This is a genomic window from Paenibacillus sp. sgz302190, assembly GCF_059820445.1.
The window spans coordinates 111,861-136,011 of the sequence record NZ_JBZYAO010000022.1 but is presented as its reverse complement, the minus strand read 5'-3'; the positions used below and the strand labels follow the sequence as shown (position 1 = coordinate 136,011).

Here is a 24,151-nt window from a genome sequence, read left to right as displayed (position 1 = left end):
AGATTTTTTAATGATCCACCAGATAAAAGTATCAATAAAATACAATTTTAGGAACATTTTGAAACAAAATTTTTCATGTCAGGTTTGTTGCAAAGCTAGTGGGAAAAACCTGTACTTTCGCAGGTTTTTTCCCTACCACGATGCCTCCTGCCCATTTTGTTCAGTTTCGCGACCTCACCAGGAGAGGTGCGCACCCAGAAAAAGCGGCTGTCCCTCCAATTAGGGGCTCACTGTTTCCCATAGCCCTAACTAAGTGTCGCGACTTTCTCGGGCAGCCTGATTATGCTTCCGTTTCCTCGATAATCGCAAATCCCCAGCGCTCAAGCTGCAGCGCCTGTCCCCGCTTCACGGACTCGCCGCTCAGCAGCTCCGTCCCGTCCGCATGCGGGTAATCCAACGATTCGGCGCTGTCGGAGTAGTTGAAATAATAGCGGACGGTTCGGCCCTGGCCGTTTACGCCGGATTTCACGATCAGCGGGAAACGAACAGCTTGGTCGGCGCCCCAAAGGCCGGATTCTTTCGCCGCGGACTCTAGCACTTTGCTCATGACGGCGGCGCTTGGCAGACAACCGATGTAGGTTGCCGTTCCTTTTCCGTACGCGTTCCTGGTAATCGCCGCGTACGCTCCCCAATGCGGATGGTCGTAGGAGGCCAGCACCTCCGCCGTCGTCGGAGTCAGCAGTTCCATCCACGTCTCCACGCGGTTGTCGTCCGCTCCGACTTCGAATGGATCGCCTTTGAACGCGACCGACTTCGGCTCGACGAACATGCTGTAGCCGATGCCGCAAGCTTCGCCGATCACGCCCGGTTGAACCGTGCTGCGGACTTTGATGTGCTCGTCGGCAAACCCGCTTTTGAACGTATACACGATATGGCCGCCGTTCCGGACAAAAGCGTTCAGACGTTCGAGAAGCTCATCGGACGCCGCGTACAGAGCAGGCACGAGCAGCAAGTCGTAGTCCGCCAAATTGGCGCTGCCCGGATGAACGATATCGCAGCCGATATTCATTTTATAAAGCGCATCGTACATCAGTCTTACGACATCGTTATAGTTGACCTGGCGGCCGGGCAGCGGGAACCATTCGATCGCCGTCAGCGCTTCGTTGCTGACGAGCAGCGCCGCCCGGTTCGTCTTCCGCAGATTCACGAGCTGCGATGACAATCGGGCGAAATCGCGGCCGATCGTCTTAGCCTCATTATAAACGGGATTCGGCGCAAAATCATGGCTTAGCAAACCTTTCCAGTACGTCTCGAAAGAGTTGTGGATGGAATGCCAATGCCAGTACGAGACCATGTTCGCCCCGGAAGCGAGATGGCTGAACGCCTGCAGCCGCAATTGTCCGGGATAAGGAGTCCAGTCCGGAAAAGCTTGCGCCTGCGTCTCCAGCACCAGGTAGTTCGCCGCTTTCAGGGAACGGGTCACATCCCCGCCGAACGAAATTTCGGCTCCGGTCAGATTATCCTGGGAAGGATGGTAAATGTCCACCCCCGCGATATCCAAAGCTGCGGACGCGGCAAAATGATCCACATCCGGCTGGACGCCGAAAGAATAGCCTCTCCATGCGAAATCGAAGTTATGCGTTACAAACTGCCCCGGACGCTTGTACTCGTTCACGATCGCCGTCTGCCACGCCAGAAAATCGGTCACAAGCTTCCGCTGGAACCGGGCGAATTCCGCCCCCAGACTGCCGTTGATCGTGCCGACGACGGACGGGAAGTCTTCCCAGCCGTTGATGCGGTTGCTCCAGTAATCGAGCCCGAACTCATGGTTGAGGCGTTCAATTGTCTGGAACTTGTCCTTCATGTATTTCACGAACATGAACTGGACGTTCGGGCCGGCCGTATGGTAATGCTTCGTCTCATTGTCGACCTGATAGCCGATAACGGCAGGGTGGCCGCAGACGCGCCCGATCAGCTTGCGAATGATTCTTTCCGAGTAAAACAAATATTTCGGATTGGTAATGTCCATAATTTGCCGGGCCCCGTAGCGTCCCGGACCTTTGACCGTTTCCGCCAAAATGTCCGGATGCTCCTTGACCATCCAGGTCGGAACCGCATACGTGGGAGTTCCCACGATAACTTTGATACCGGCTTCGTGCATCGCGTCCAGCACTCTGTCGACATGCGCGAACTCGAACACACCGTTCTGCGGCTCGTGCGTGCTCCAGGTCGACTCGGCGATCCGCACCAAAGTGATGCCGGCTTCCTTCATCATCCGAATGTCCTGATCCAATCTGTCGTAAGGCAAATATTCAATGTAATACGCTGCGCCGTATAATAATTCGTTCATGGCAAGCACCTCCGGTTACTTGGTCGTTATTAGCTTATTTGGCGAATACAATCGTATTGAACGACTCGGGCTCCAGCGCAAAATCGCGCACTTGCGCGCCGTCCGATAGCCGCACAACTCTCGTTTCCGCGAACGGATTGGCGATCACGACCACTTTGTCCCCGTCCGGTCTTGCAAAAGCAAGCGCATTTCCCGTCCACGGGCCTTGTAAGCCGAGACGTACGGAGCCCGGCGAAACAAAGTGCGAGAAATGTTTCATCACATAATATTCCGGGTTCATCGTGGCCTGGCGGGCCGCCGGATCGACCGTAATCATCGAGTTTTGCTCCCAGCCCCACGTGCTGCGCCCTTTCGGCTCCAAAACCATGTTCCAGTAAATATAAGCGTTCACGCCGTTTGTAAAATAGTGCTGATACAAATTGTATACGTATTTGGCGTAGTCCCACGTATTCGTGCCGTCGCCGCACTCGTTTTCCGTCTGCATGTAGCGGAGCTCCGGGTAGCTTTGCACGGTTCGCTGAATGCCGTATTTGCCCGCCCATTGGTAGCCGACGCCTTTGATATACTTGTACGCTTCCGGATCGCTCAGCACGGTAAACGCGTAGGCATTGAAATCTGATGTCGTTTTCTTCAGCCATTCCTGCCAAGGTTCCGGCGCATTGATCGTCCCGAGCCAAATTTCCGCATCGATCCGGTGCTTCTCGAAAGCCGGCCCCAAATAATCGCGGATGAAATCGCGCAGCTGCTCGCCCGTCCACAGGCAGGATGGGAACTTCTGATCGGCAACCACTTCATTTTGCACATGAATCTGATGAATCGTGATGCCTTCGCTGCGGTAAGCTTCCACAAACTTAACGAAATACAGCGCGTAAGCTTCGAGTATTTCTTTTTCCCAGCGCAAAGTTCCGTAGTTGTACGCTCGCGGGAATTTCATCCAGGTCGGCGGACTCCAGGGAGAAGCGAAAAATTTCAAATCCGGATTGTAAGTCAAAGCTTCCTTGATGTAAGGAATCAAATATTGACGGTCCCGCTCGATGGAAAAATGCTTCATTTCGAGGTCCCCGTCCGTTTCGTTCAAGCTGTACCACTCCAGCGCATAATCGCTGGCGCCGATCGGCAGACGGCAGATGCTGAATCTGTGCTCTCCCTCCGGATGAAACAGCGCATGCATGACGCGGGCTCTTTCTTCGTCCGGCAAATGGCTTAAAGCGGCAAAGCCAAGCTCGTTAAAACAACCGCCGAAGCCTTCCACTTCTTGAAATGTGTCGCCTGTAATGGTGAGATTCGCGTCGCCTGCGGCCGCGCCAGGGGCGGGCTTGTCTGTCCAAAGAGCCTGTTTCGTGCTCGAAACCCAGCGAATGTTAGCGTTTTCCATAGTATCCTCCATCTCCGTTTCTGAGAACTTGATCCTGCTTATTGTTTATTATAGATTGAGAGTAGCACAACAGCAGATTGTCCAAACAAGGTTAAATTTACCCAAAACCAAGGTGAGCCGATATGGATCAGCAAAAATACGTTTTGAACTGGCTTCACAATGCCCGCTGGCTGCCCGTGATCGATTGGAACGTCAAATTTTTCGGGGCCCACCTGCAAAAGGTGCAAAAAAACTGGGAAGTGCCGAAGGATTCCCACATTGGCTTCGAAATCAATCTCATTCTTGAGGGATGCCAGGAGACGGTCATCGGGAATAACCGCTACCTGCTTGAAGCAGGCGATATTATTTTGATCCCGCCGGGGTTCAAGCATGTAAACCGCTGCGTTTCGGAAGAAGGAATGACGTATTTTACGGCTCATTTCAATGTGGACGATCCGCTCTTCCGCCAGGAGATGATCAAAAACTCCAGGATCCTGTACCCTTCCTCGGCCGAGGAAAACGGCAAGCTGCGCAACGTGCTCGACCGTTGGGTCGAAATGGTGCAGCAGCAGCGCGAATATACGACCGCCGACCGCTTCCGGCTGCAATCGACGCTGTTCGAGCTGTTCGGAACGCTCGCCCAGCTCGTCCTTCCGGCGGAGGAGAGCCGCGAGACCATCCCTCCCGCGTCCGTGCAGTACGCCAAGGCGATCGCGGAAGCGATCAAGGCGACGATCAATTCGCATAAGCCGTTTAGCGAAGAAGCGGCTGACAAAGCGTTCCGCATCGAGGATATCGTTTCAATGCTCGGGATCAGTCCCGGTTACGGGCTGGAAGTATTCCGCAAAGTGTTCGGCATGTCTCCGCGGCAGTACTTGTCGGAGCTCAAGCTGCATGAAGCCAAAGTGCTGATCCAGCAGCCCGACCTGTCGCTGAGTGAAATCGCCGCAATGCTGGGCTATTCGCATCTGTCCCACTTCAGCAGGCAGTTCAAGCGCTGGACCGGCATGAGCCCCCTGCAGTACCGCAAAGCGAACAGCCCCCTGCACGACAATCCCGCACGACGCTAGGCGAGCGGGGGGCGGGCGCTGCCGCTAAGCGGCGGGGGCGCGCGTGCCGCTGGGCCGCCAGGGCGGCGGGCGGTTCGTTACAATCCGCTCAGCCTTCCAGATTGTTCCGGTACTGGCTGGGCGTCATCCCGACGTATTTTTTAAACACCTGAAAAAAATATTTCTCGTCATTGTAGCCGACATCGTGGGCGATATCGCTTATTTTCATGCCGCGGTTGTGCAGCAGTACGCATGCCTGATCGATACGGATTTTGTGCAAATAATCGAGAAAGCTCGTCTTGAGCTCCTGCTTGAACAGAAGGCTTAAATAGCCCGGCGTGATGAACACTTCCCGCGCGACGGTTTCGCGGCTGATGTCCTTGCGGTAGTTAAGCCGGATGTAATCGAGCGCCGCTTGAAACATTTTGTTGCTGTTCTTTTTCGCGCTGACTTGCTCGCTGACCCGCAGCAGCGCCTCCGAAAGCGCCTGCATGATGTAATCCATGCTCGAATGCTCGACGATGTGCGTCAGCTCGACCAGATTTTGACCGAACACCTCGTCGGTGTCGATGTTTTTCTCGATGCAAAACCGGAATAACGCGAAGACCAGCGCCAAGGTCGATTTTTGCACGTGCTCTTTGGAGGTGCTTTCCGGCTTCAGCGCTTCGTTAAACTCTTTCAGGCTGACCAGAATGGCTTCGCGGTCGCCGGCCGCAACGGCACGAAGAATCGTCCGCTCTTGCGGCAGCGGATAAGATGTGGAATCCGGGTCCGCCTCCACCGTTTCCTTGTAATCGACGATCTTTTCCGTGCCGATCACATATTTCAAGTCCAAAGCCTTGACCGCTTCCTGGTAAGAAATCCGCAGATGGCCGATGCCCTTATCAAAGCTGCCGATGCCGGCCGAGACGGAAAATTTGAGGTACTTGCGGATGTTGCCCTGCATCTTTTCCACATGCGTGAGCAGCCCCTCCGTGCCGATCCATTCTTCCGTGTTGAAAATGACGGCGATATTATCGTGATGTTCGAAAGCGGCGCACAGGAATACCGTGGAAAACGTTTCTTCGGCGATGTTTTTCAAGCCGTATTTGAACAGTTCGGTGTCCGCGTTCCCATACTGGCGCCGCAGCAGATGGATGTTATCGATCTGCAGGACGGCAACGCCGAAAAACAGATGCGGGAACTCGAGGCCGTTGATCCGCAAATTGTCCAGCAGCCGCTCATAAGGCGCGTGATCCGCAAGCGCAAGCTGGGCGAGCGTCTTCTCCGTCAACAGCGGCAAGCTTTCGCGGAAGCTCGTTTTCAAGTGCTCCAGCGTTTGAGTCTGCCTCTGCTCCTCTTCGATCTCGCCTTTCAGCTTGAGCACCGTGTCCAAAATTTCCTGCCTCCTGCTCGGCTTCAAAAGATAATCGCTGGCCCCGATCGCCAGCGCTTTTTTGGCGTAGGCGAATTCGTCATATCCGCTCATAATGACGCTTTTGATATGCGGGTATTGGGCTGCCACCTTTTCAATCAGCGTCAGCCCGTCCATTTCCGGCATCCGTATGTCCGTGAGCAGGATGTCGACATGATGTTCCGCCAGCCGCTCCAGCGCCTCGGCCCCGTCTCTCGCTTCGGCCGCAATCGCGACGCCGTGCTTCGTCCAGTCAATGAGCGTGCGGATGCCGGTGCGGGCTCTTTCTTCATCGTCAACGATCATCAGGTTGATCATCTTCTTTACTCCTCCTGAACGTCGATTACGGCAGGGATCGCGATTTCCACCCTCGTCCCTTGCCCGGGTTCGCTGTTATAGTTCAAACGATAGCCGTCTTTGTAATAATGCCTGAGCCGTTCGTTCACATTCTGGATCGCGTAGCCGCCCGTTTCCTGGCCGGTATACACATCGCTTGCCTGCCTGGGCTCCAATAGGCTCCGAATCGTATCCTCATCCATGCCCGGCCCGTTGTCTTCGATGACAAAACGCAGCGCATCGCCTTCCAAAACGCCCGAGACGCGCAAAATGCCACCGCCCCGCTTCCGCTCGATCCCGTGAACAAGAGCGTTCTCGATAAACGGCTGCAAAATCAGCTTCAAAATGACATACCGGTCAAGCTCTTCCGGAATATCGACCTCATAATGCAGCAAATCTTTAAACCGCATTTTTTGCAAAGACAAATACAGCCCGATCAGTTCTTTTTCTTTCCTGACGCTCGTAAAGCTCTTGCCCCGGTTCAGGCTTAAGCGGAACAGCCGGGATAAATTGATGATCATATCGCTGATCCGGCTTTGACCCGCAGCCTCGGCCTCCCAAAAAATCGTATCCAGCATGTTGTACAAAAAGTGCGGATTGATCTGCGATTGAAGCGCCTTGAGCTCCGCTTCCTTTTCTTTAATCTGGAGCACGTACACGTCGTCCACCAGCGTTTTAATATTGGCGACCATGCTGTTGTAGCCGCGGCTTAACTCGCCGATCTCGTCCCTGTACTTGATGTCGATCCGCTCGTCGAAGCGGCCGCTCTGGAACCGTTTCATCGAAAGCAGCAGTTGGCGGAGCGGCGCGGTCAGGAACGACGTCAGCAGCATCATGAAAGGAATGCTCAGCAGCAGGCAGAGCAAAATCAGGACGGCGACGAACACCTTGATCGAGCTCAGCTCTTTGGTCAGCAGGGCGAGCGGCACCGCATAGAGCGTCCGCCAGCCGTTCTCGTTCGTTCCGCTGTAAGAGACGAGCAGCTCCTCTCCGTTCACTTTCTCAATCATCGAGCCGGGCTCGGTCGTTTTGGGAATGCTCGCGAGCGGGAGCAGGGTGCCGTCCGTATTGTAAAACGGTTTGCCGGCTGTTAATAACGGCGAGCCGTGCTCATCAAGGATCAGAATGCCGTGATCCTGATCGTACAAATTTTTCAAATATTTGTTGCGAATCGTATCTTCGTTAACTCCGACGAAAATGAAGCCGATCGCCCTGCCGTCCGCCACGCTGCGGATAATCCGGCTCATGCCGATTTTCGCGTTCCTGTTATTTTGGATAAAAACGTTCTTCTCGTCCCGCAGCGGAAACCAGTAGGATGCTCCGTTGAGCTCCGCCGTTTTCGTGTAAATATCGCTCTTTTGTATCGTCGGCAAGCTGGTGGGGCCGCTGCTGTCGTCGCTCGCCTCCTGATACAAGGGCGGCGGGCTGTTCCCGTACAGCGCCAGGTAGTCAAAATTTCTGGTGACGAGCATCTGATTCATAATCGACGCCGTCGGACCCGAATAGAGCATGCTTTCCAGCTCTTTGGATTCGCTGACATTGCTCTGCAGCCCGGCTTGCACGACCGACGCGAGGCTGAACACGGTGACCCAGTCGGCAATATTTTTTTGCAGCCCCGTGATGCTGTTGTCCACTTCCTTAACAATTCCCAGGTTCGTGGCGCTCACCTTGTTTACGATCTGCCTGCTCGAAGTCTGATATGAATAATAACCAAGCGTTAGAGTAATAACTACAACCAGCGAGTAAAAAAGAATGAAAATTTTGTACTTGATGCTCAAATTCAAATACAGTTTCCCCATCGTCATCATCTGCCTTGCTTCTTGATTAATAAGGCTTTTTATTCGTAAGTATTGTATCCCCGCAGGACGGTTTTAACAATGAGCGGAGGTAAAACATTCGACGATTTTAAACCTTTGACGCTTTTTTTCTACTGACCTGAGCATTGGCGCTTTGTTATGATTCCATTAAAGATCGATCATTTCCAATTAGGATTAGGGGGCACTGACATGATTAAAAAGGGCAAATTCGTTCAGACAACCGTTCTGACGGCAGCAATCGCCGCGATCGGCACATTGACCGCATGCGGAGCGAACACGCAATCCGGCGGCACGCAAGGCACAGCTTCTCCGAACGCAACGGCAAGCGACAATAAAAGCGGGCAAGCCGTAACGCTTCGTTTCTTCTCCAACCTGCCTGATCGCAAATCCGGGCAAGGACTCGCCGAACAAATGGCGATCGACAGCTACATGAAAGAAAATCCGAATGTGAAAATCGAAGTCGAAGCGCTCGCCGAAGAGCCTTTCAAAAATAAACTGAAAGCGTACATGGCTTCCAACGAGCCGATCGACCTTACGATGGTGCACGGCGGAGCCGAATTAAGCACGCTCGTCCAGGCCAAATTCGTGAAAGAGCTCGATCCCAAGCAGTACGAGGGCGACAAATACAACTTCCTTACCGGGGTTTTCAAATCGTTCACGTTTGACGGTAAAATTTACGGATTGCCGCGCAACAGCGACTACGAAGTCATTTACTACAACAAAAAACTGTTCGCCGACAACGGCGTGAAAGTGCCGACAACGTACGCCGAACTGCTCGACGCAGCCAAAGCTTTCCGCGCAAAAGGCATTACGCCGATGTCCATCAACGGCAAAGACCTGTGGAGCTTCGGGGAACTGTATCAAAACATCGCACAGCGCGTCAGCGGCGACCAAAACATCATTCTTGACGCCGTCGACGGAAAGAAAGCATTTGACAAAGAAGACAGCCTCATTCAGGCAGCCAAATTGATGAAACAGCTGAGCGATGTGAAAATGTTCCAGGATTCCTTCATGACAGCCGATTACGGCGCATCGCAAAACCTGTTCACGCAAGAGAAAGCCGCTATGTGGTACATGGGCTCCTGGGAAGCAGGCATGGCGACCAACGAGAAATTGTCCCAATCGTTCCGCAACAACCTGGACGTCATCAAATTCCCTGTCGTTGACGGCGGCAAAGGCAAAGAGACCGACCTGCTGGCCTGGAACGGCGGCGGCTATGCACTGACGACTTCCTCCAAGCATCCGGACGAAGCCAAGAAATTTTTCGACTATCTCATGAGCGCTAACCAATGGCCGAAAAACGCCTGGGACACCGGAGCAGCCGTGCCGGCGCAAAAATATACGCTTACAGGCAAGGAAAGCGACGTGCAAAAGAAACTGACCGACATCCTGGTGAACGCCACCTCGACGGCCGGCGTATCGTTCATCGACTACGGCACCCCTGCTTTCAAGGATGACGTGCAAAACGCATTCGGCAAGTTTTTCGCCGGATCTTCCACACCGGAGCAATTGGTCGGCGATTTGCAGACGGCAGCCTCCAAACAAAAGAAATAACGGATCTACAGTTATATAGAGAGAACAAGTTAAGGACAGGCGGAGTCTCCTGTCCTTTCCTTATATAGCGGAAGGAGTTGAAGAGGCCGTGCAAAAAGTGCTTGGCAATAAGCTGGCGATTTTTGTGTTCGTATTTCCCGGCATTTTATTGTTTTCACTTACTTTTCTTGCGCCGATCGTTTTGAGCGCGTTTTATTCGCTCACCGATACGCTGGCGCCCGGAACGACGATTCACATGGTCGGGCTGCAAAACTATAAAGACCTGCTTTTTAACGACCCGCGGTTTTGGAAATCGCTGCTCAATGCGCTGCTTCTGGGGCTCGGCTGTATTTTCCTGCAGCACCCTATCAGCATATTTTTTGCGATTATGCTGGATCGGATTGGCGGCAGAGCCGAGAAAGTGTTCAGAACGATTTTCTTCATTCCCTGCGTCATTTCGGTCGTCGTCATCTCCAGAATGTGGCTGTCCATTTTGGACCCCGATTTCGGCATTCTCAATAAAATTTTGGACATAACCGGGCTCGGCGCACTCAAGCACGCTTGGCTGGGCGACACGCATACGGCGCTGGGCGCGCTGCTGTTCGTGCTCATTTGGTCGGGATTCGGCTGGGCGCTGCTGTTCTATTACGCAGGCATCAAAGGAATTCCCGAGGAGCTGTACGAAGCCGCGCATCTGGACGGAGCGTCCGGGCTGAAGCTTCACTGGAAAATTACGCTCCCGCTGCTGTCGCCGGTTATCGCCGTTCAAGTGACGCTCGCGATCGTTACGGCTTTGAAGCAAATGGAAACCGTGTTTCTTACGACGAACGGCGGGCCGGGGGATTCGACCCAATTTTTGGCCGTCTACCTGTACAACAAAGCGTTCGCGGCAAGCCAATACGGATACGCCAATGCGATATCCATTCTCTTTATTCTCGTATGTCTGATCGCCACGTTTATCAGCAACAAATTGATACGCAGCGATGCGGCAGAATACTAGGCGGTGATAGTGATGAAGAAAAAATACAGAACAACTCTTTGGATTCTGTTCGTCGTCGTAGCCTTCGGCCAATTGTTTCCGTTAATATGGCTTGTCGACTTTTCGTTCAACAGCAGCAACGACTTTTTCTCTTCCAGCATTTTAAAATGGCCCAGCGACCCGCAGTGGCAAAACTACGTAAACGCCTGGGTCGACGGCAAATTTCCGAAATATTTGTTTAACAGCGTGTTCGTATCCGCCGTCACCATCCTTTTGACCGTGTTCCTGTCCTTGTCTTTGGCCTATGCGTTCACCCGGATGAAATGGAAAATGCGCTCGTTCTTTTTTAGCGTCATTTTGCTCGGCATCATGATTCCTATTCACGCAACACTGCTGCCCAATTTCGCCATTTTCAAAAGCCTGGGCCTGACGGATTCGTATCTGGGCTTAATTCTTCCTTACACGGCCGTCTCGGTTCCGCTCGGAACCTTCATCTTATCCGGGTTTTTGCGCAGCATCCCCGGAGCCATCGAGGAATCGGCCGTCATGGACGGATGCAGCATTTACCGCATCGTGTTCCAGATCATCATGCCGCTGACGATGCCCGCGCTGGTCACCTTGGCGGTAACGACGTTCCTGACGTGCTGGAACGAATTTATTATGGCATCGACCTTCCTGAGCAAAGACTCGCTCAAAACGCTGCCGTTCTCCGTCATGAACTTCGCCGGCCAATACTCGTCCGACTACGGCTCGCAATTCGCCGTCATGGTGCTGACCTCGATACCCGCGATCATTATCTACGCGCTGTTCAACGAGCAAATTACAAAAGGCGTTACAGCCGGCGCGGTAAAAGGCTGATTCAGCTGAGTCCGTGACTCCCGGCTATCCGCCCGGCCGGTTCCGGAGCCCAGTTTAATAGAAACGTTGCCTATAGATGAAAAAGGGCCAACCTGACTGAGAAGATCTTGTCAGGTTGGCCCCTAATTTTATTATTGTTGATCTCGAACTTCCAACATTCTGAGCACCATCACTACCGCTTCCGCCCTCGTCGCCGTATCGTTCGGAACGAACTTGTTGCCGCTGCGGCCGCTAACGATGCCCTGTTTGCGAATCAGCTCCACCGTGGCTTTCGCCCACTTCGGAATCTCTCTGTCGTCCGCAAAGCCGGTTGTTGCATTCTCGTCAAGGGAGAACTTCAGCACTCTGGCAATCATGACCGCCATCTCCGCGCGGGTGATCCGCTCATTTGGCCGGAAGCTGCCGTCCTCGTACCCGCTGACAATGCCCGCCTTCACTGCCCGGGCGACCGCTTGCTTCGCCCATGAGCCAATCTGGCCGTTGTCCGTGAATACAGGCGCCTCGCCGGATCCTTCCAATTTCAAGGTACCCGCAAGCATCACGGTAAACTCGGCGCGGGTGACCGGTCCGTTCGGATTGAAAGTGCCGTCCGGATAGCCGCTGACGAAGCCCATGCTGACGGATTGCTTGATATTTGCCTCCGCCCAGTGTCCCGAAATATCTTTGAAGCTGACCGGCTGCTTCGTGTCTCCATCCGGGTCTGTCCCTTGGCCTGTTGCGAATACCGCAAATTTTGCAAAGTGGTTGACGTTTACGGTGATTGTATTGCCGTTTACCTCGCCGCCGATATCACCCCAAACCCGCTTCGATTCGTCATAAGAAAATACAGAAGGCTTTTGGTGATCTTTCAAACTTTTCGGATCGAAGGTAAAAGACAGTGTAATCGGCTTGTTGAAGCTCTCCGGAACGTTCTTCAAAATTTCGAATACCGGGCTGGCCAGAACGTCTTTGCTCGTAATCAGGTTTTGCGTGTCCGTCACTTTGTCGATCGTTATTTGCAGTTCTTTATTGAAAGCATCGGCAGGAATAACGATCTTGACCTCATCGCCTAAGCTAAGTTCACCTTTTTTGCCTACTTGAAGCGTTAATTTGCCGTTTGTCGAAATAACTGTATCACTCGTGGACGTTGATGACGAACCGCTGGATGAACCGCCTCCAGAAGAGCTGCCTCCGGATGAACCGCCCGTATTGTTGACCGTCCACTTCGCATACAGCGTCACATCCGCCGCGCCCATCGGGAATGTTGCTCCCGCCGCGTAGCTCGTTCCGGTGCCGTCTGCCTGCGTGTTCCAGCCCGCGAATGTGGAGCCCGCCTTTGACAGATTGCCGCTGTTGCCGTATACCGACACCGTGACCCCCTGCTCATACGCATTGCTGTCAACCGGTACGCTGCCGGATGCAGCGCCGTTGCCGTTATACGTTACGGTGTAGGTCAGCGTCGGGTTCGCTGTCCATTTTGCATACAGCGTCACATTCGCCGTACCCATCGGGAACGTTGCGCCCGCCGCGTAGCTCGTTCCGCTGCCGTCCGCCTGCGTGTTCCAGCCCGCGAAGGTGGAGCCCGCCTTTGACAGATTGCCGCTGTTGCCGTATACCGACACCGTGACCCCCTGCTCATACGCATTGCTGTCGACCGGCACGCTGCCGGATGTAGCGCCGTTGCCGTTATACGTCACGGTGTAGGTCAGCGTCGGGTTCGCCGTCCACTTCGCATACAGCGTCACATCCGCCGCGCCTATCGGGAACGTTGCTCCCGCCGCATAGCTCGTTCCGCTGCCGTCCGCCTGTGTATTCCAGCCCGCGAACGTGGAGCCAGCCTTTGTCAGATTGCCGCTGTTACCCTGCACCGTTACCTGCGCTCCTTGCTCATACGCATTGCTGTCGCTTGGTACAGTGCCGCCCGCACTCCCGTTGCCGTTATACGTCACGGTGTAAGTCGGGTTCGCCGTCCACTTCGCATACAGCGTCACATTCGCCGCACCCATCGGGAACGTTGCTCCCGCCGCGTAGCTCGTTCCGCTGCCGTCCGCTTGCGTGTTCCAGCCCGCAAATGTGGAGCCGGATTTTGCCAGATTACCGCTGTTACCCTGCACCGTTACCTGCGCTCCTTGCTCATACGCATTGCTGTCGCTTGGTACAGTGCCGCCCGCACTCCCGTTGCCGTTATACGTCACGGTATAAGTCGGGTTCGATGTCCACTTCGCATACAGCGTCACATTCGCCGCACCCATCGGGAACGTTGCTCCCGCCGCGTAGCTCGTTCCGCTGCCGTCCGCCTGCGTATTCCAGCCCGCAAATGTGGAGCCAGCTTTTGCCAGATTGCCCGTGTTGCCGAGTACCGTCACCGTCGAGCCTTGCTCATATGCATTGCTGTCGATCGGCACAGTACCGCCCGCACTCCCGTTGCCGTTATACGTCACGGTGTAAGTCGGATTCGCTGTCCATTTCGCATACAGCGTCACATTCGCCGCACCTATCGGGAACGTTGCTCCCGCCGCGTAGCTCGTTCCGCTGCCGTCCGCCTGCGTGTTCCAGCCCGCGAATGTGGAGCCAGCTTTTGACAGATTACCGCTGTTGCCTGCCACCGTGACTGTCGTTCCTGAAGTATACATATGACTCGCAGGAACTGTGCCGGAAGAACTCCCATTGCGGTCATAGACCACAGTAAAGAATGGCACAACACTGGACAAATACGGATACCCGTTGTTTTTTCCTCCGCCGATACTCCATGTCGAAGAGAAATTCCATCCGACATAGGTATTTTGCTGACTCATTTCACTTGATAATTTGCCTTCCCCTCTATTGACATCCGATTGACCTGTTGTTTCCTTATCGTAGTAGGAATAGTTAACGGTGGAATCATTTACACCTACAAGTCCGCCGACATTTGTTGTGTTTGCAGCAACTGCGCCTGTCGCATAGGTGATCTCGATTGAGGAGGACTTATTGTATCCCACTAAACCGCCGACGTAGTCGTTCCCTGTTACCGCTCCCGTCGCGTAGGAATCACCTATGTAACTCTCGTTGATCCCTACAAGTCCGCCGACATGGTCCTTACCCGTTGCTGCACCTGTCGCATAAGAAAATTGAATGCCGCCCGAAACGCTATTCCAACCTGCTAACCCTCCGGCTTCATTGCCTCCCTGCACATCGCCTGAAGCAAAGGATGTCGTAATTGAACCGCCGTTAAACCCGACAAGCCCGCCTAGATGATCTCTCCCCTCTACTTTGCCCGTGGCATAGGAGTGAATGATTTTACCTCCGGCGGTATTCACGCTAATCAGCCCGCCGACATTATCGCCGATGCCTAAACTTTTTACTGCCCCTGTGGCAAAGGAGTTCGAAACCGTACCGCCGTTGTTGTAACCTACCAGCCCGCCGGCGCCGTATTGGCTGCTTGTTACTGCTCCCGTAGCACGGGAACGCTGAATAGTCCCGTTATTTTTGCCTGCCAGCCCGCCAATATCATTGCTGCCCGTTACCGCTCCTTCGGAATAGGAGTCTGCAATGGACGAAGAATTTTCACCTACAAGCCCGCCGACATTTTGACCGTTGCCTGTTAACGCGCTTGTCGCATAGGAGGCCGAGATAGAACCGTAGTTGTACCCCGCCAGCCCGCCGACTGAAAAATTGCCTGTTACCGTTCCGGAAACATAGGCATTCGCAATAGAACCCGCATTGCTGCCGACAAGAGCGCCGACGCCATTGTTCCCGGTTACGTTCACTCCGTTCAAACCGATATTTTGAAGGACAGCGCTCGATGACGTATATCCAAACAACCCTTGATTATCTTCGGCAGGCCGATTCATGAAAAAACCCGTAATCGCCTTCCCGTTCCCATCAAATGTCCCGGTAAACATTGTATTAACCGTTCCAATCGGCACCCAGCCTGCGCCGCCGTTATATCCAGCCCCTCCGCTTGCCAGATATCCGGTTAAGTCAATGTCCGCTACCAGCTTAAAAGAAGCGCCCAAATAGTTCCTTACCCGATTCAGTTGTTCGGCCGTTTGAATTTCGTAAGGGGAGCCGATCGAGCCGTCCCCTCCGGCAAATTCCGCCTGCCACTGCGCATACAGCGTCGCATTCGCCGCACCCATTACGATGGATGCGCCAGCGGCATAGCTTGTTCCGCTGCCGTCCGCTTGCGTATTCCAGCTCGTGAAGGCATAGCCTTGTTTTGTCAGATCACCTGTATTACCCAATACGGTAACGCTATCTCCCTGTTGATACGCAGCGCTGTCAGTCGGCACATTGCCTCCCGTACTGCCATTGCCATCATACATGACGACGTAAGACGGTGCCGAAGCGGTCGCCGCTTGACCCAAAGAGGGGATAACCATAATGGCGCACAGCAGCGCCAGAAGTCCCTTTCCCGAGCGGGACAACCAGCGATTGATTCCCCCAAGCGCGAGTGCCGCAAATGCACCCCCGAGCCAAGATCGCCCATTTTTCCATATTTTGTTTGTTCCTGTAGATCGTTTCATACCGCCCTATCGTCCTCCTCGCATTTTTCGTCAAAAATTGATAGACAACGACAGCATATCAAACCGTCCTCCCAAACCGCTCCCAAAATACGAGCCGTAGAATCAAACACAAAAAAACAGAGAGTCGCTCTCTGTTTATCCTGCTGCGCCACTATGCGATAAATCATCTGCTACGCATCCGTCGCTTTATATATAAAGGCTGCCGCTAACTTACGGAGCTCCTCCGCAGGCGCTACGTTAAGTTCCGCTTCCAGCCTTCTGACATACTGCTCGTATTGCGTGTGAAAAGAACCAACTTCCCCGTCTTCGGCATATTGGCGAAGAAGCTCGCCGGTCATTTCCTCATCCAGCGGGGCATGGTGCAAATAGGCGCGCAGCGTCTCCTTCGCCGCCGAACGCTCCCCGATTCGCCGATAATAGGCGGTCAACATGCGGGCAAGACCTGCTTGCTGCGCCGCCATCTGGGCAGCCAGACCCGCGCTCCAGCTATAATCCTTGCCGCCGAACAAGGAACCGGCATGAGACCGCAGCAGCTTGGCGGCTTCCGCCGCGTTCCGCTCATCGATCTCCGCCGTACGGTTCATGAAGTCCCGGAAACGCTCCAAATCCGAGAAATAGGGAGGTAGCTGCAGACGGTATCCGTCATTGCTGTACAATAAATCCAAGCTCACGCCGGCATCCTTCAGCGCTTTTTTCAACCGGTAAACCGAATTGTGCACATTATGGAGCGCACGATCTTCATCCAAATCCGGCCAGAGCAGGTCGGCCAGCTGCCATTGACCTACAAGCCGGCTCGGATACGCCAGCAAATAAGCAAACAGTTCTTCTGTCTTGCGGGTCGGCCAGTTGATCAAGCTTCCGTCCGAGCCCCTCGTTTCAAATGTGCCGAAGCAGCGCGTGATCAGTTCCTGATCCGCAGCGATAACGGGGCGAAGCGCCGAACGCATGACGTGAAGCTTCAGCAATCTTGCCGCTACCTGCTCCAGATCCTCCGAAGTGATTGGCTTCAGCAAATAATCGACCGCATGGACGCGGAAAGCATCTACCGCATAATCCGGATACGCCGTTGTGAATACGACCTGAAGCTCCTCATTTTGCGCTTTCAGCTTCTCTGCGAGCTGTATGCCGCCCATTTTCGGCATCTCGACATCAAGAAATACGGCGTCGGGTTTCAGCTCCGCATGGCCATCCAGCGCGGCAATCGGACTGGTGAACGCTCCGGCGACTTGCAGCAATGGATGCTCCCCGACAAGTCTCTCCATTAGATCCAAAATCGGTTGCTCATCTTCCACAATCATGACACGAAGCAAGTGTACTCCCCCCCTACGGCAACAATTTGCAACACGACATATGCTAGCCGGCCGCATTCGCCGCCTCTCGTTTCGGCAAATAAACGACGACCCTTGTTCCTTTTTTCAAGGCTGAATCAATGGATACGCTCGCACCCGGCAAGGACATCAGCCGTTTGCGAACATTGGTCATTCCAATGCCGGAACCATCCGGACGTTCGCCTGCATTCAACTGATACAGCACATCATCTGCCATGCCTACGCCGTCGTCGATAATTTCGAACCGGATATGCCCGTTTCCGTCCGTAATCGATAACGTCACGGTTCCGGCGCCATCCTTTTCAAAAATGCCATGCCGAATCGCATTCTCAACGAATGGCTGGATTGTGAAAGAAGGGATAACGGCCGATTCCAATCCGGCATCCTGCTGCAGTTTGAAGGATAGGCGATCGCCAAACCGCGCCTTCTCAATCTCTACATAAGCCCGAATAAGTTCCAGTTCTACGTTTAGCGGCACATACGGCGCGTGAAGATCTCGCTGAAACACCGTTCGCAAATAGCGGCTCAGCATGGAGAGAAGGTAAGCCGCTTTCTTTCCATCCGTGTAACAGAAAGAAACGATGCTGGTAATCGCATTGTACAGAAAATGCGGCTTGATCTGCGCTTGAAGAAAAGCGATCTCGTTGCGCATGGCTTGATCCATCGAGGTTTTCATCGACAATAACGTCCGAACCCGCGCGGCTAACGTCTTCGCATCGAACGGCTTGGCGATAAAATCGTTCCCTCCGGCCCTGAAGCAAAGCTCGATATCGTACAAGGAATCCCTCACCGTGGCGAAAAGGACAGGCAGTTCGAGCACGGAGCGCGTTTCCCGTACGGCTTGGCATAAGTCGATACCCGAGACTTCCGGCATCATGACATCCACAATCATCAGATCGACGCGCGGGTAGGCCTCCAGCTTTTGAAGCGCCTCCTTGGCGGAAAAAGCCGTCAAAACGTTATACTCGTCGCTCAGCAAGTTGAGTAAAATTCTCACGTTGGACGCTTCGTCGTCGACAACCAGTATCGTATTCTCCCGCATCGGATCGACGACATCCAGTTGCATCTGGAGCATGGAGGCCATCCTGCTTCCGGATACCGATGATAACAACGATGGCGCGGCCGGTTGATCATTGACGCCTTGAGCAACCGGCAGGGTAAAGGTCATTCGTGTACCTTGCCCCGGTTCGGACCGCTCAACAAAAATACGGCCGCCCATTCGCTCAATCAGCTGCCGGCTGATATATAGACCGAGTCCCATCCCCGTATAGCCGTCGTTCGGCAAAACCTGATCCGCCTGCTCGAAGTAGCCGAAAATCGCTTCATGGCTTTCCGGCGGTATGCCTACCCCCGTATCCTCAACCGACACGACCACCCGGTCTTCCGCCCATGCGGCGCTGATTTCGATACGCCCTTTTTTCGTATGTTTCATGGCATTGTGAATCAGGTTATACAGCACCTGCCTTACCCGATTCTCATCCGCAGCGGCTATTGTGCCGGGCGGAATACGGTTCCCCCAACGCACATCCTTGCCGGTAAGCTCAAATTCCAGCACTTGGAACGCCGTCTCGGCGGCGACGCGAATATCCACCGCTGTCTGCTCCAGCAGCAGATCGCCATGCTTCAACCGGACAACATCGACCAGGTCGTTCACGAGCGCTGACAGCTTGGTCGACGTATCGTGAATGAGCAAAAGCTCCGTCCGCTGCCTATCGGATAACGTGCCGGCTTTGCCGTCGAGTAAATAGGAAGCGATGTTCTGGATGCCGTGAAGCGGCGTTTTCAACTCATGCGACGTATTCGCCAAAAATTCGTCCTTCAGCTTGTCGCGAGCAAGCAACTGCCCCGTCAACTTCTCGTTCTGCTCTGTTGCAGAGGTCAGACGCAGCGCGAGCAGCGTATTCATGAACATAATGACGGCAAGAAAAGCCATCCGTCGTCCCATGTCCGTCTGAACCAGATCGAGCGAGTAGAGGACTCCGACAAGCAGGATCATGGTGACGGAGATCAGCATACCGACCACCAAAAAGGATTCCTTGTGCTTCAGTTGTCCGTCCTTCTTCAAGCCAAGTCTGATGGCCCGGTACAAGTAGAAAGCAACCACCAGCGTAACGTAATCCCAAGGCAAATTGCCAACCTTGGAGTATGCCTCGTAAGGCAGAACAAGGACGGTTCCCAAATAAAGAGCGATCGGCGAAAGCAGCAAGGCAAGATGCCTGCGTGTCAGCAGCTTGCCGTCCAGATGATGGAGGAAGATGCCGAGTACGGCAATGTTCGAAAATCCGCCAAGATTATACATTTTGTGATAAAATTCATTTGAAATGCCCGGCACGAGCTGCAGCACAAATTTGTCGCCATCCAGCACGACGAGCACCATCAAAGTTAGAAAATACAGCCCGCTGTAAAGGTACGCCTTGTCTTTCAGGCGCATGACGTAAATGCTGAGGTGATACCCGCCAAACAGAAGCAGGATGAACAGGCCGAAAAATTCGAATGCAAACAAAATTTGGCCTAACCGTAAAATATCGGCCTGCGAACCGAAGTATAAATCCTCGAAGCCGCCGCCATTTGACAGGGTGAAATTGGCCACCTGCAGGATGATTTCCATCTCCGGCCCTTGTACCCAGGCGAACGTGCTGTAAGGTTTGTTTTCAGCCTTGTAATCATGGTTGGCAGCAGCGGTCGGGTTGCCTCCATTGCCAAGCAATAGGCCGTTCACGTAAAGGCGGTGCGACGAGTGAACGTTTGACACCCGGAACCCGTACTGGCCGCCAGTCTCGGGCAGCTTCACGGTTAACCGATAGGTTCCGTATGCCGTCTGGCTTGCTTTCTCGACAGGAATGCTGCTGTACCATGCATTCGGAATTTGGGCGGAATAGGAAGACGCGTTTGTTGTTTGCCCATTACGGAAATCATCCGGCGTAAAGAGTTCATTCGGGTAAAAGTTCCACTCTCCGTTGAGCGCAATAAAGCTTTTCTGTCCGAAATCCCACCGGCTCAGATCGAGAACGCCCTGCCGTGCTTCCGGTGCCGTCCGGTCAGGAACGGTATATTGGTACAGCGCGATCAGAAGAACGAACGAGATCAGCGGAATGAGCGCAAGCCCCGCCGCCCGATAGCCGAAACGTATTCCCTGCCGTAAACTCAAGCTTCTCATCGCCGCCCTCCCAATCCCGTCTTCGGCTTTCAGCATGTTCCCTCAGCCAGATACGCCGGAATGTCGCGCGGAGGAGCAATCAAGACCCGGAACTGCGGGGCACCCGGCTCGCCGTTTGCAGCATGCATAGCGTTTACCGTCAGATTAATCCGCGAAGAGCGCGTGCCATGCAAATAAAGAAGCGATAAATCAATAGAGGAAGATTCCATTCCAAGACATCTCCTTGCAACATTGTTCCGTGGTGCTTATATGCTGAATCATACCATAGCATACTCCTAATATCCTCACTGTTTTGAAAAGAGTCGGCAACTGCAAAGTCGCCTTGTACAACATTCTATAAGAACGTAATCCCAAAATACTCACAAAAAACGAGGCCTGATAACATCCCTGCTCCTAATCAGGATTTAGCATATCAATCCAACAGCCCGGGGACGAACATCTCCCGCCTGCCGCTGCCGAGAAATCCAACAAGCGCGCCGATCGAAAGTCCAAATAACATAAACCCTGGCGTAAAACAGACAGATGGCGATTTGGCTCATCCGAGTGTGAAACTGACGTTTGCCGATTTTGATCGGTTATTTGCCTTGCAGACTCTAGCCGTAGAGTGGACGATTTATTTATCCCGGTATATAGTCTACCAACCACCAGAATTTGGTTAATCAACAAGCCCGCAAAAGTGCAGGTTTTTGCTCCTTCTGGCGCTTACTCCGGCATTATTCCTGCAAATGTGCAGGCTTTCTCGCTCCTACACCGGGCTCAGGCCCATTGGGCCGGAAATTCCTGCACAATCGCAGGTTTTTCCTTACAACGGACCACTTCCACGGGAAATTCCTGCACTATTGCAGGTTTTGCAGGCTAACCAAGCCCATTCCTACAAAAAAAGCAGAATGCCGCAAAATCGCCGCACTCTGCTTTTTTTTTACGTGTTCAGGCCCTTCTCTAGGTTGCGCCGCACCAGCGCGAAGAACCAGCTTTCGGGCAAAATTTTGCGCAGCGGCAGCAGCCAGGGCGCCGGGTCGCCTACAGGATAGCGCAGACGTCCGGAGCCGTCGGTTGCCGCTTTGTATATCGTACTCGCTACTACGTCCGGCGATTCGCCTTTTGCTCCGAAGCTTTGCGTATTGTGTAATACCGTCTGGAGGTAATCCCGGTAATCCGTCAATTTTTCGGCGCCAGCCATGTCCTGGGAGCGGGAGTAAAAATCCGTCTTGATAACGCCGGGTTCAACGATTTTCACCCGAATGCCCAGCGTCCGCAGCTCAAAATGAAGCGACTCCGAGAACCCCTCCACCGCCCATTTGGAACTGTGATAGAGACTGTACAGCGGAAAGGTGACTTTCCCTCCGATAGAGGCGATATTGATGATGATGCCACTGCGATTGCTCCGAAAATGGGGCAGGATGGCCGCAGTCACGTTCATCAGCCCGAATACGTTCGTTTCAAATTGGCGGCGGATTTGCTCGGATGTAAAAGCTTCGAAAATCCCGACCGAGCCATAGCCCGCGTTGTTGACAACAACGTCGATTTTGCCGAAATGAGCGACCGCCTCGCGTACGGCATCCTGTATGCTGTCCGTATCCGTCACATCCAGCTTAAAAAGCTTCAAATTCCCGCCGGTCAATTGCCGTTCCTCTTCCGGCCTTCTCATCGTCGCCGCCACATTCCAGCCTTGCCGCAAAAACAGCTGGGCAATCGATCTCCCGATACCGGACGAAGCCCCGGTGATGAACACGGTTTTGCTCATGACCTATTCCTCCCCAAATTTCGATTCGTTTAATCATATAAACATATTATCCAAAAAAATTCGCTCCCACCGCAAGGCAGCAGCAATTATCAGCACTCCGTTTCAATGGCGTGAATCAGTTCCTTCAACTTGTCCAAAGTGTTGTCCAATGTCAGGGAATAGTACCTCTGTGTGCCGGATTGTTTTGCGAAAACGAAGCCGTTGTCGCGCAGCACCTTCAAATGATGCGAAATCGCAGGGCGGGACAGCGCCGAGCTCTCGGCGATTTCATTCACAGTCAACTGCTCGCGTTCGGCAAGCAGCAAAATAATATCCTGCCTGGCCGGGTCCATCATAGCCTGAAATAAAGGGATGCAGGAACGGAACGTTTCCATCGCTTTTTGCCCCATGTGCCGTTGTTCTCCCCTTTAATGTTTATCTGTTTGAACATATTAAAACAAAGCAGCCGGCCATTGTCAAGCACAATTGACAAAAAAAGCGGATGCTTCCCGGTCCCGGATGGAACCCGACACATTCGCAAGCCGATCAGACGCGGTATATCGACAGCCTCCGGTACAGCCGCTTCGCTCCTGGCCCGTCGGTCCTCTGCCGGAAGAGAGCACGGGCCTTGGTTTGGCCCAAGCTCGCCGCCAGTCCGGGCCCGACTCCCGCCTTAGCTCGATCCCGAATCGGTCTTGGTTCCGGCCCCCCGGGTCGACCTCAGCTTGAACTCGGCCCAACCCCGGCTCGGACTCGGCTCGACCTCAACCCCTGCCACGGCTTGACCCCGGTTCGCCCCAGGTTTGCCTGGTTCGCCCCCCCCTTCGCCGGGAAAACCTGCAAAAGTACAGGAATTTGAGGCTGGAATCCCTCATCTGAGTGAAAAGCCTGCAAATGTGCAGGCTTTAGTCATAGTCTCAGCTGGAATGCGGGTTTGTCGCTCAAAAAACTGCATTTTTGCAGGAATAGTGTAGTCTGGGACGTTCGAGCAGTGAAAAAGATGTATTTTTGCAGGAATTTATCACCTGCAGAATAATTGCGGGCTGCCGCCGGACCATAGCGGGTGTACGTCATCACCCGCAAGGCCATGGCGAGTATGCGCCTCCTCGCGCAGGGTATGGCGGGTTTGCACCACCACGCACCGGGCCATGGCGAGTGTCCGCCACCACACGCCGGGCCGGCCAAGCGCGGTCGAACTACACCGTTCGACCACGCCCCCGCACCGTTCGGCGCTAGTCGGTCATCCGCTGATCCAGCTGAGCAAGCACATGCGGCCAAGCCTCTTCATGCGCGTTTTTCGCTGCTTCATCGGGAAATCCGGCATGTGTGAGGCGAAGCCTTGTCCCGCTTCCGTGAGGCTCAAGCTCGACCGTGACTACCGTCTCGGCTCCTTTGGTCCCCGAAGTCAGCCACGTCAACTCGACGAGCCGATCGCGTTCCAGTCTGAGGAACCGTCCGTAATGCGGATGCCGGTTCCCGTCATAATGGGTCTCGAAAAAGAAGACGGCGTTGACCTCGCCCTTCATCAGCACCGATCCGGGCGCCGCAAACCAGCGGTCGATCTGCTCCGTCCACGCCCGAAACAGCGCGTCGGGCGCTGCCTCCATCAGGCGTTCCGTCGTCAGTCCGAACGGTCTCGATGAAAGATCAGGCATAGCAATTGGCTTCGTCATGCCATTCTCAATTCCTTTCGCAGCAATATGAACCCTTTTAGTTTATAGTAATACGGCGACCGATATACCGAAAGGACTCATTTTCCCAACCGGGCGAAGTCTCCCCGCAAGCACGATCGTATGCTTCAGCAACCACACGCAGCCCCCAGCGCGCGGTGCGACATCGCATGACGGTGG

15 protein-coding genes are annotated in these 24,151 nt (G+C 53.9%); 4 read left to right on the top strand and 11 right to left on the bottom strand.

Annotated elements, in window-relative coordinates; all coding sequences use genetic code 11:
- Positions 1-280: 280 nt before the first annotated feature.
- Both AC6RNO_RS23025 and AC6RNO_RS23020 read right to left on the bottom strand, forming a co-directional pair.
- The gene (locus AC6RNO_RS23025) at positions 281-2,290 is read right to left on the bottom strand and encodes a beta-galactosidase (RefSeq protein WP_497106892.1); all 2,010 of its coding nucleotides are present in this window, start codon (positions 2,288-2,290) and stop codon (positions 281-283) included.
- Between the two features lie 34 nt (positions 2,291-2,324).
- Positions 2,325-3,665 (bottom strand): glycoside hydrolase family 30 protein, encoded by a 1,341-nt coding sequence (locus tag AC6RNO_RS23020; protein WP_488435667.1) that lies wholly within the window; start codon positions 3,663-3,665, stop codon positions 2,325-2,327.
- 122 nt (positions 3,666-3,787) lie between these two features.
- On the opposite strand from AC6RNO_RS23020, the gene AC6RNO_RS23015 reads away from it, so the two are divergent.
- Positions 3,788-4,714, top strand: coding sequence for a helix-turn-helix domain-containing protein (locus AC6RNO_RS23015; RefSeq protein WP_474682932.1), 927 nt, complete (start codon positions 3,788-3,790; stop codon positions 4,712-4,714).
- Between the two features lie 88 nt (positions 4,715-4,802).
- Here the strand turns inward: AC6RNO_RS23015 and AC6RNO_RS23010 are convergent, their stop codons facing one another.
- Positions 4,803-6,404 (bottom strand): response regulator, encoded by a 1,602-nt coding sequence (locus AC6RNO_RS23010; RefSeq protein ID WP_474682931.1) that lies wholly within the window; start codon positions 6,402-6,404, stop codon positions 4,803-4,805.
- A gap of 5 nt (positions 6,405-6,409) precedes the next feature.
- Entirely contained in the window at positions 6,410-8,230 is a 1,821-nt protein-coding gene (locus AC6RNO_RS23005) for a histidine kinase (protein ID WP_497106891.1), read from the bottom strand.
- A gap of 198 nt (positions 8,231-8,428) precedes the next feature.
- Here AC6RNO_RS23005 and AC6RNO_RS23000 point away from each other — a divergent pair, with 198 nt between their 5' ends.
- The 3 genes from AC6RNO_RS23000 (at position 8,429) to AC6RNO_RS22990 (ending at position 11,609) form a co-directional block, all read left to right on the top strand.
- A complete protein-coding gene (locus tag AC6RNO_RS23000) occupies positions 8,429-9,793 on the top strand; it encodes an extracellular solute-binding protein (protein ID WP_497106890.1) in 1,365 nt (454 codons plus the stop codon).
- Between the two features lie 88 nt (positions 9,794-9,881).
- Positions 9,882-10,772 carry a carbohydrate ABC transporter permease gene (locus AC6RNO_RS22995; protein WP_474682928.1) on the top strand — a complete coding sequence of 297 codons (891 nt, stop codon included), beginning with the start codon at positions 9,882-9,884 and terminating at the stop codon, positions 10,770-10,772.
- A gap of 12 nt (positions 10,773-10,784) precedes the next feature.
- Positions 10,785-11,609 (top strand): carbohydrate ABC transporter permease, encoded by an 825-nt coding sequence (locus AC6RNO_RS22990; protein WP_474682927.1) that lies wholly within the window; start codon positions 10,785-10,787, stop codon positions 11,607-11,609.
- A gap of 131 nt (positions 11,610-11,740) precedes the next feature.
- Here AC6RNO_RS22990 and AC6RNO_RS22985 read toward each other — a convergent pair whose 3' ends face one another.
- The 7 genes from AC6RNO_RS22985 to AC6RNO_RS22955 all read right to left on the bottom strand — a co-directional run bounded on the left by AC6RNO_RS22985 (position 11,741) and on the right by AC6RNO_RS22955 (position 23,974).
- Entirely contained in the window at positions 11,741-16,093 is a 4,353-nt protein-coding gene (locus tag AC6RNO_RS22985) for an InlB B-repeat-containing protein (RefSeq protein WP_497106889.1), read from the bottom strand.
- 170 nt (positions 16,094-16,263) lie between these two features.
- Entirely contained in the window at positions 16,264-17,403 is a 1,140-nt protein-coding gene (locus AC6RNO_RS22980; RefSeq protein ID WP_497106888.1) for a response regulator, read from the bottom strand.
- 43 nt (positions 17,404-17,446) lie between these two features.
- Positions 17,447-20,578: an ATP-binding protein gene (locus AC6RNO_RS22975; protein ID WP_497106887.1), complete on the bottom strand. Its 3,132-nt coding sequence runs from the start codon at positions 20,576-20,578 to the stop codon at positions 17,447-17,449.
- A 29-nt stretch (positions 20,579-20,607) separates the two neighbouring features.
- Entirely contained in the window at positions 20,608-20,787 is a 180-nt protein-coding gene (locus AC6RNO_RS22970) for a hypothetical protein (RefSeq protein ID WP_497106886.1), read from the bottom strand.
- 710 nt (positions 20,788-21,497) lie between these two features.
- On the bottom strand, positions 21,498-22,322 hold the full coding sequence (locus AC6RNO_RS22965) for an SDR family NAD(P)-dependent oxidoreductase (protein WP_497106885.1): 825 nt from the start codon (positions 22,320-22,322) through the stop codon (positions 21,498-21,500).
- An 89-nt stretch (positions 22,323-22,411) separates the two neighbouring features.
- Positions 22,412-22,711 (bottom strand): ArsR/SmtB family transcription factor, encoded by a 300-nt coding sequence (locus AC6RNO_RS22960; protein WP_488435676.1) that lies wholly within the window; start codon positions 22,709-22,711, stop codon positions 22,412-22,414.
- Between the two features lie 822 nt (positions 22,712-23,533).
- A complete protein-coding gene (locus AC6RNO_RS22955) occupies positions 23,534-23,974 on the bottom strand; it encodes an SRPBCC domain-containing protein (RefSeq protein ID WP_497106884.1) in 441 nt (146 codons plus the stop codon).
- Positions 23,975-24,151: the final 177 nt, after the last annotated feature.

Bases quoted from the DNA above. Each gene is read 5' to 3' on its own strand.
- AC6RNO_RS23025 (WP_497106892.1), bottom strand. From the start codon at position 2,290: ATGAACGAATTATTATACGGCGCAGCGTATTACATTGAATATTTGCCT.
- AC6RNO_RS23020 (WP_488435667.1), bottom strand. From the start codon at position 3,665: ATGGAAAACGCTAACATTCGCTGGGTTTCGAGCACGAAACAGGCTCTT.
- AC6RNO_RS23015 (WP_474682932.1), top strand. From the start codon at position 3,788: ATGGATCAGCAAAAATACGTTTTGAACTGGCTTCACAATGCCCGCTGG.
- AC6RNO_RS23010 (WP_474682931.1), bottom strand. From the start codon at position 6,404: ATGATCAACCTGATGATCGTTGACGATGAAGAAAGAGCCCGCACCGGC.
- AC6RNO_RS23005 (WP_497106891.1), bottom strand. From the start codon at position 8,230: ATGATGACGATGGGGAAACTGTATTTGAATTTGAGCATCAAGTACAAA.
- AC6RNO_RS23000 (WP_497106890.1), top strand. From the start codon at position 8,429: ATGATTAAAAAGGGCAAATTCGTTCAGACAACCGTTCTGACGGCAGCA.
- AC6RNO_RS22990 (WP_474682927.1), top strand. From the start codon at position 10,785: ATGAAGAAAAAATACAGAACAACTCTTTGGATTCTGTTCGTCGTCGTA.
- AC6RNO_RS22985 (WP_497106889.1), bottom strand. From the start codon at position 16,093: ATGAAACGATCTACAGGAACAAACAAAATATGGAAAAATGGGCGATCT.
- AC6RNO_RS22975 (WP_497106887.1), bottom strand. From the start codon at position 20,578: ATGAGAAGCTTGAGTTTACGGCAGGGAATACGTTTCGGCTATCGGGCG.
- AC6RNO_RS22970 (WP_497106886.1), bottom strand. From the start codon at position 20,787: ATGGAATCTTCCTCTATTGATTTATCGCTTCTTTATTTGCATGGCACG.
- AC6RNO_RS22965 (WP_497106885.1), bottom strand. From the start codon at position 22,322: ATGAGCAAAACCGTGTTCATCACCGGGGCTTCGTCCGGTATCGGGAGA.
- AC6RNO_RS22960 (WP_488435676.1), bottom strand. From the start codon at position 22,711: ATGGGGCAAAAAGCGATGGAAACGTTCCGTTCCTGCATCCCTTTATTT.
- AC6RNO_RS22955 (WP_497106884.1), bottom strand. From the start codon at position 23,974: ATGACGAAGCCAATTGCTATGCCTGATCTTTCATCGAGACCGTTCGGA.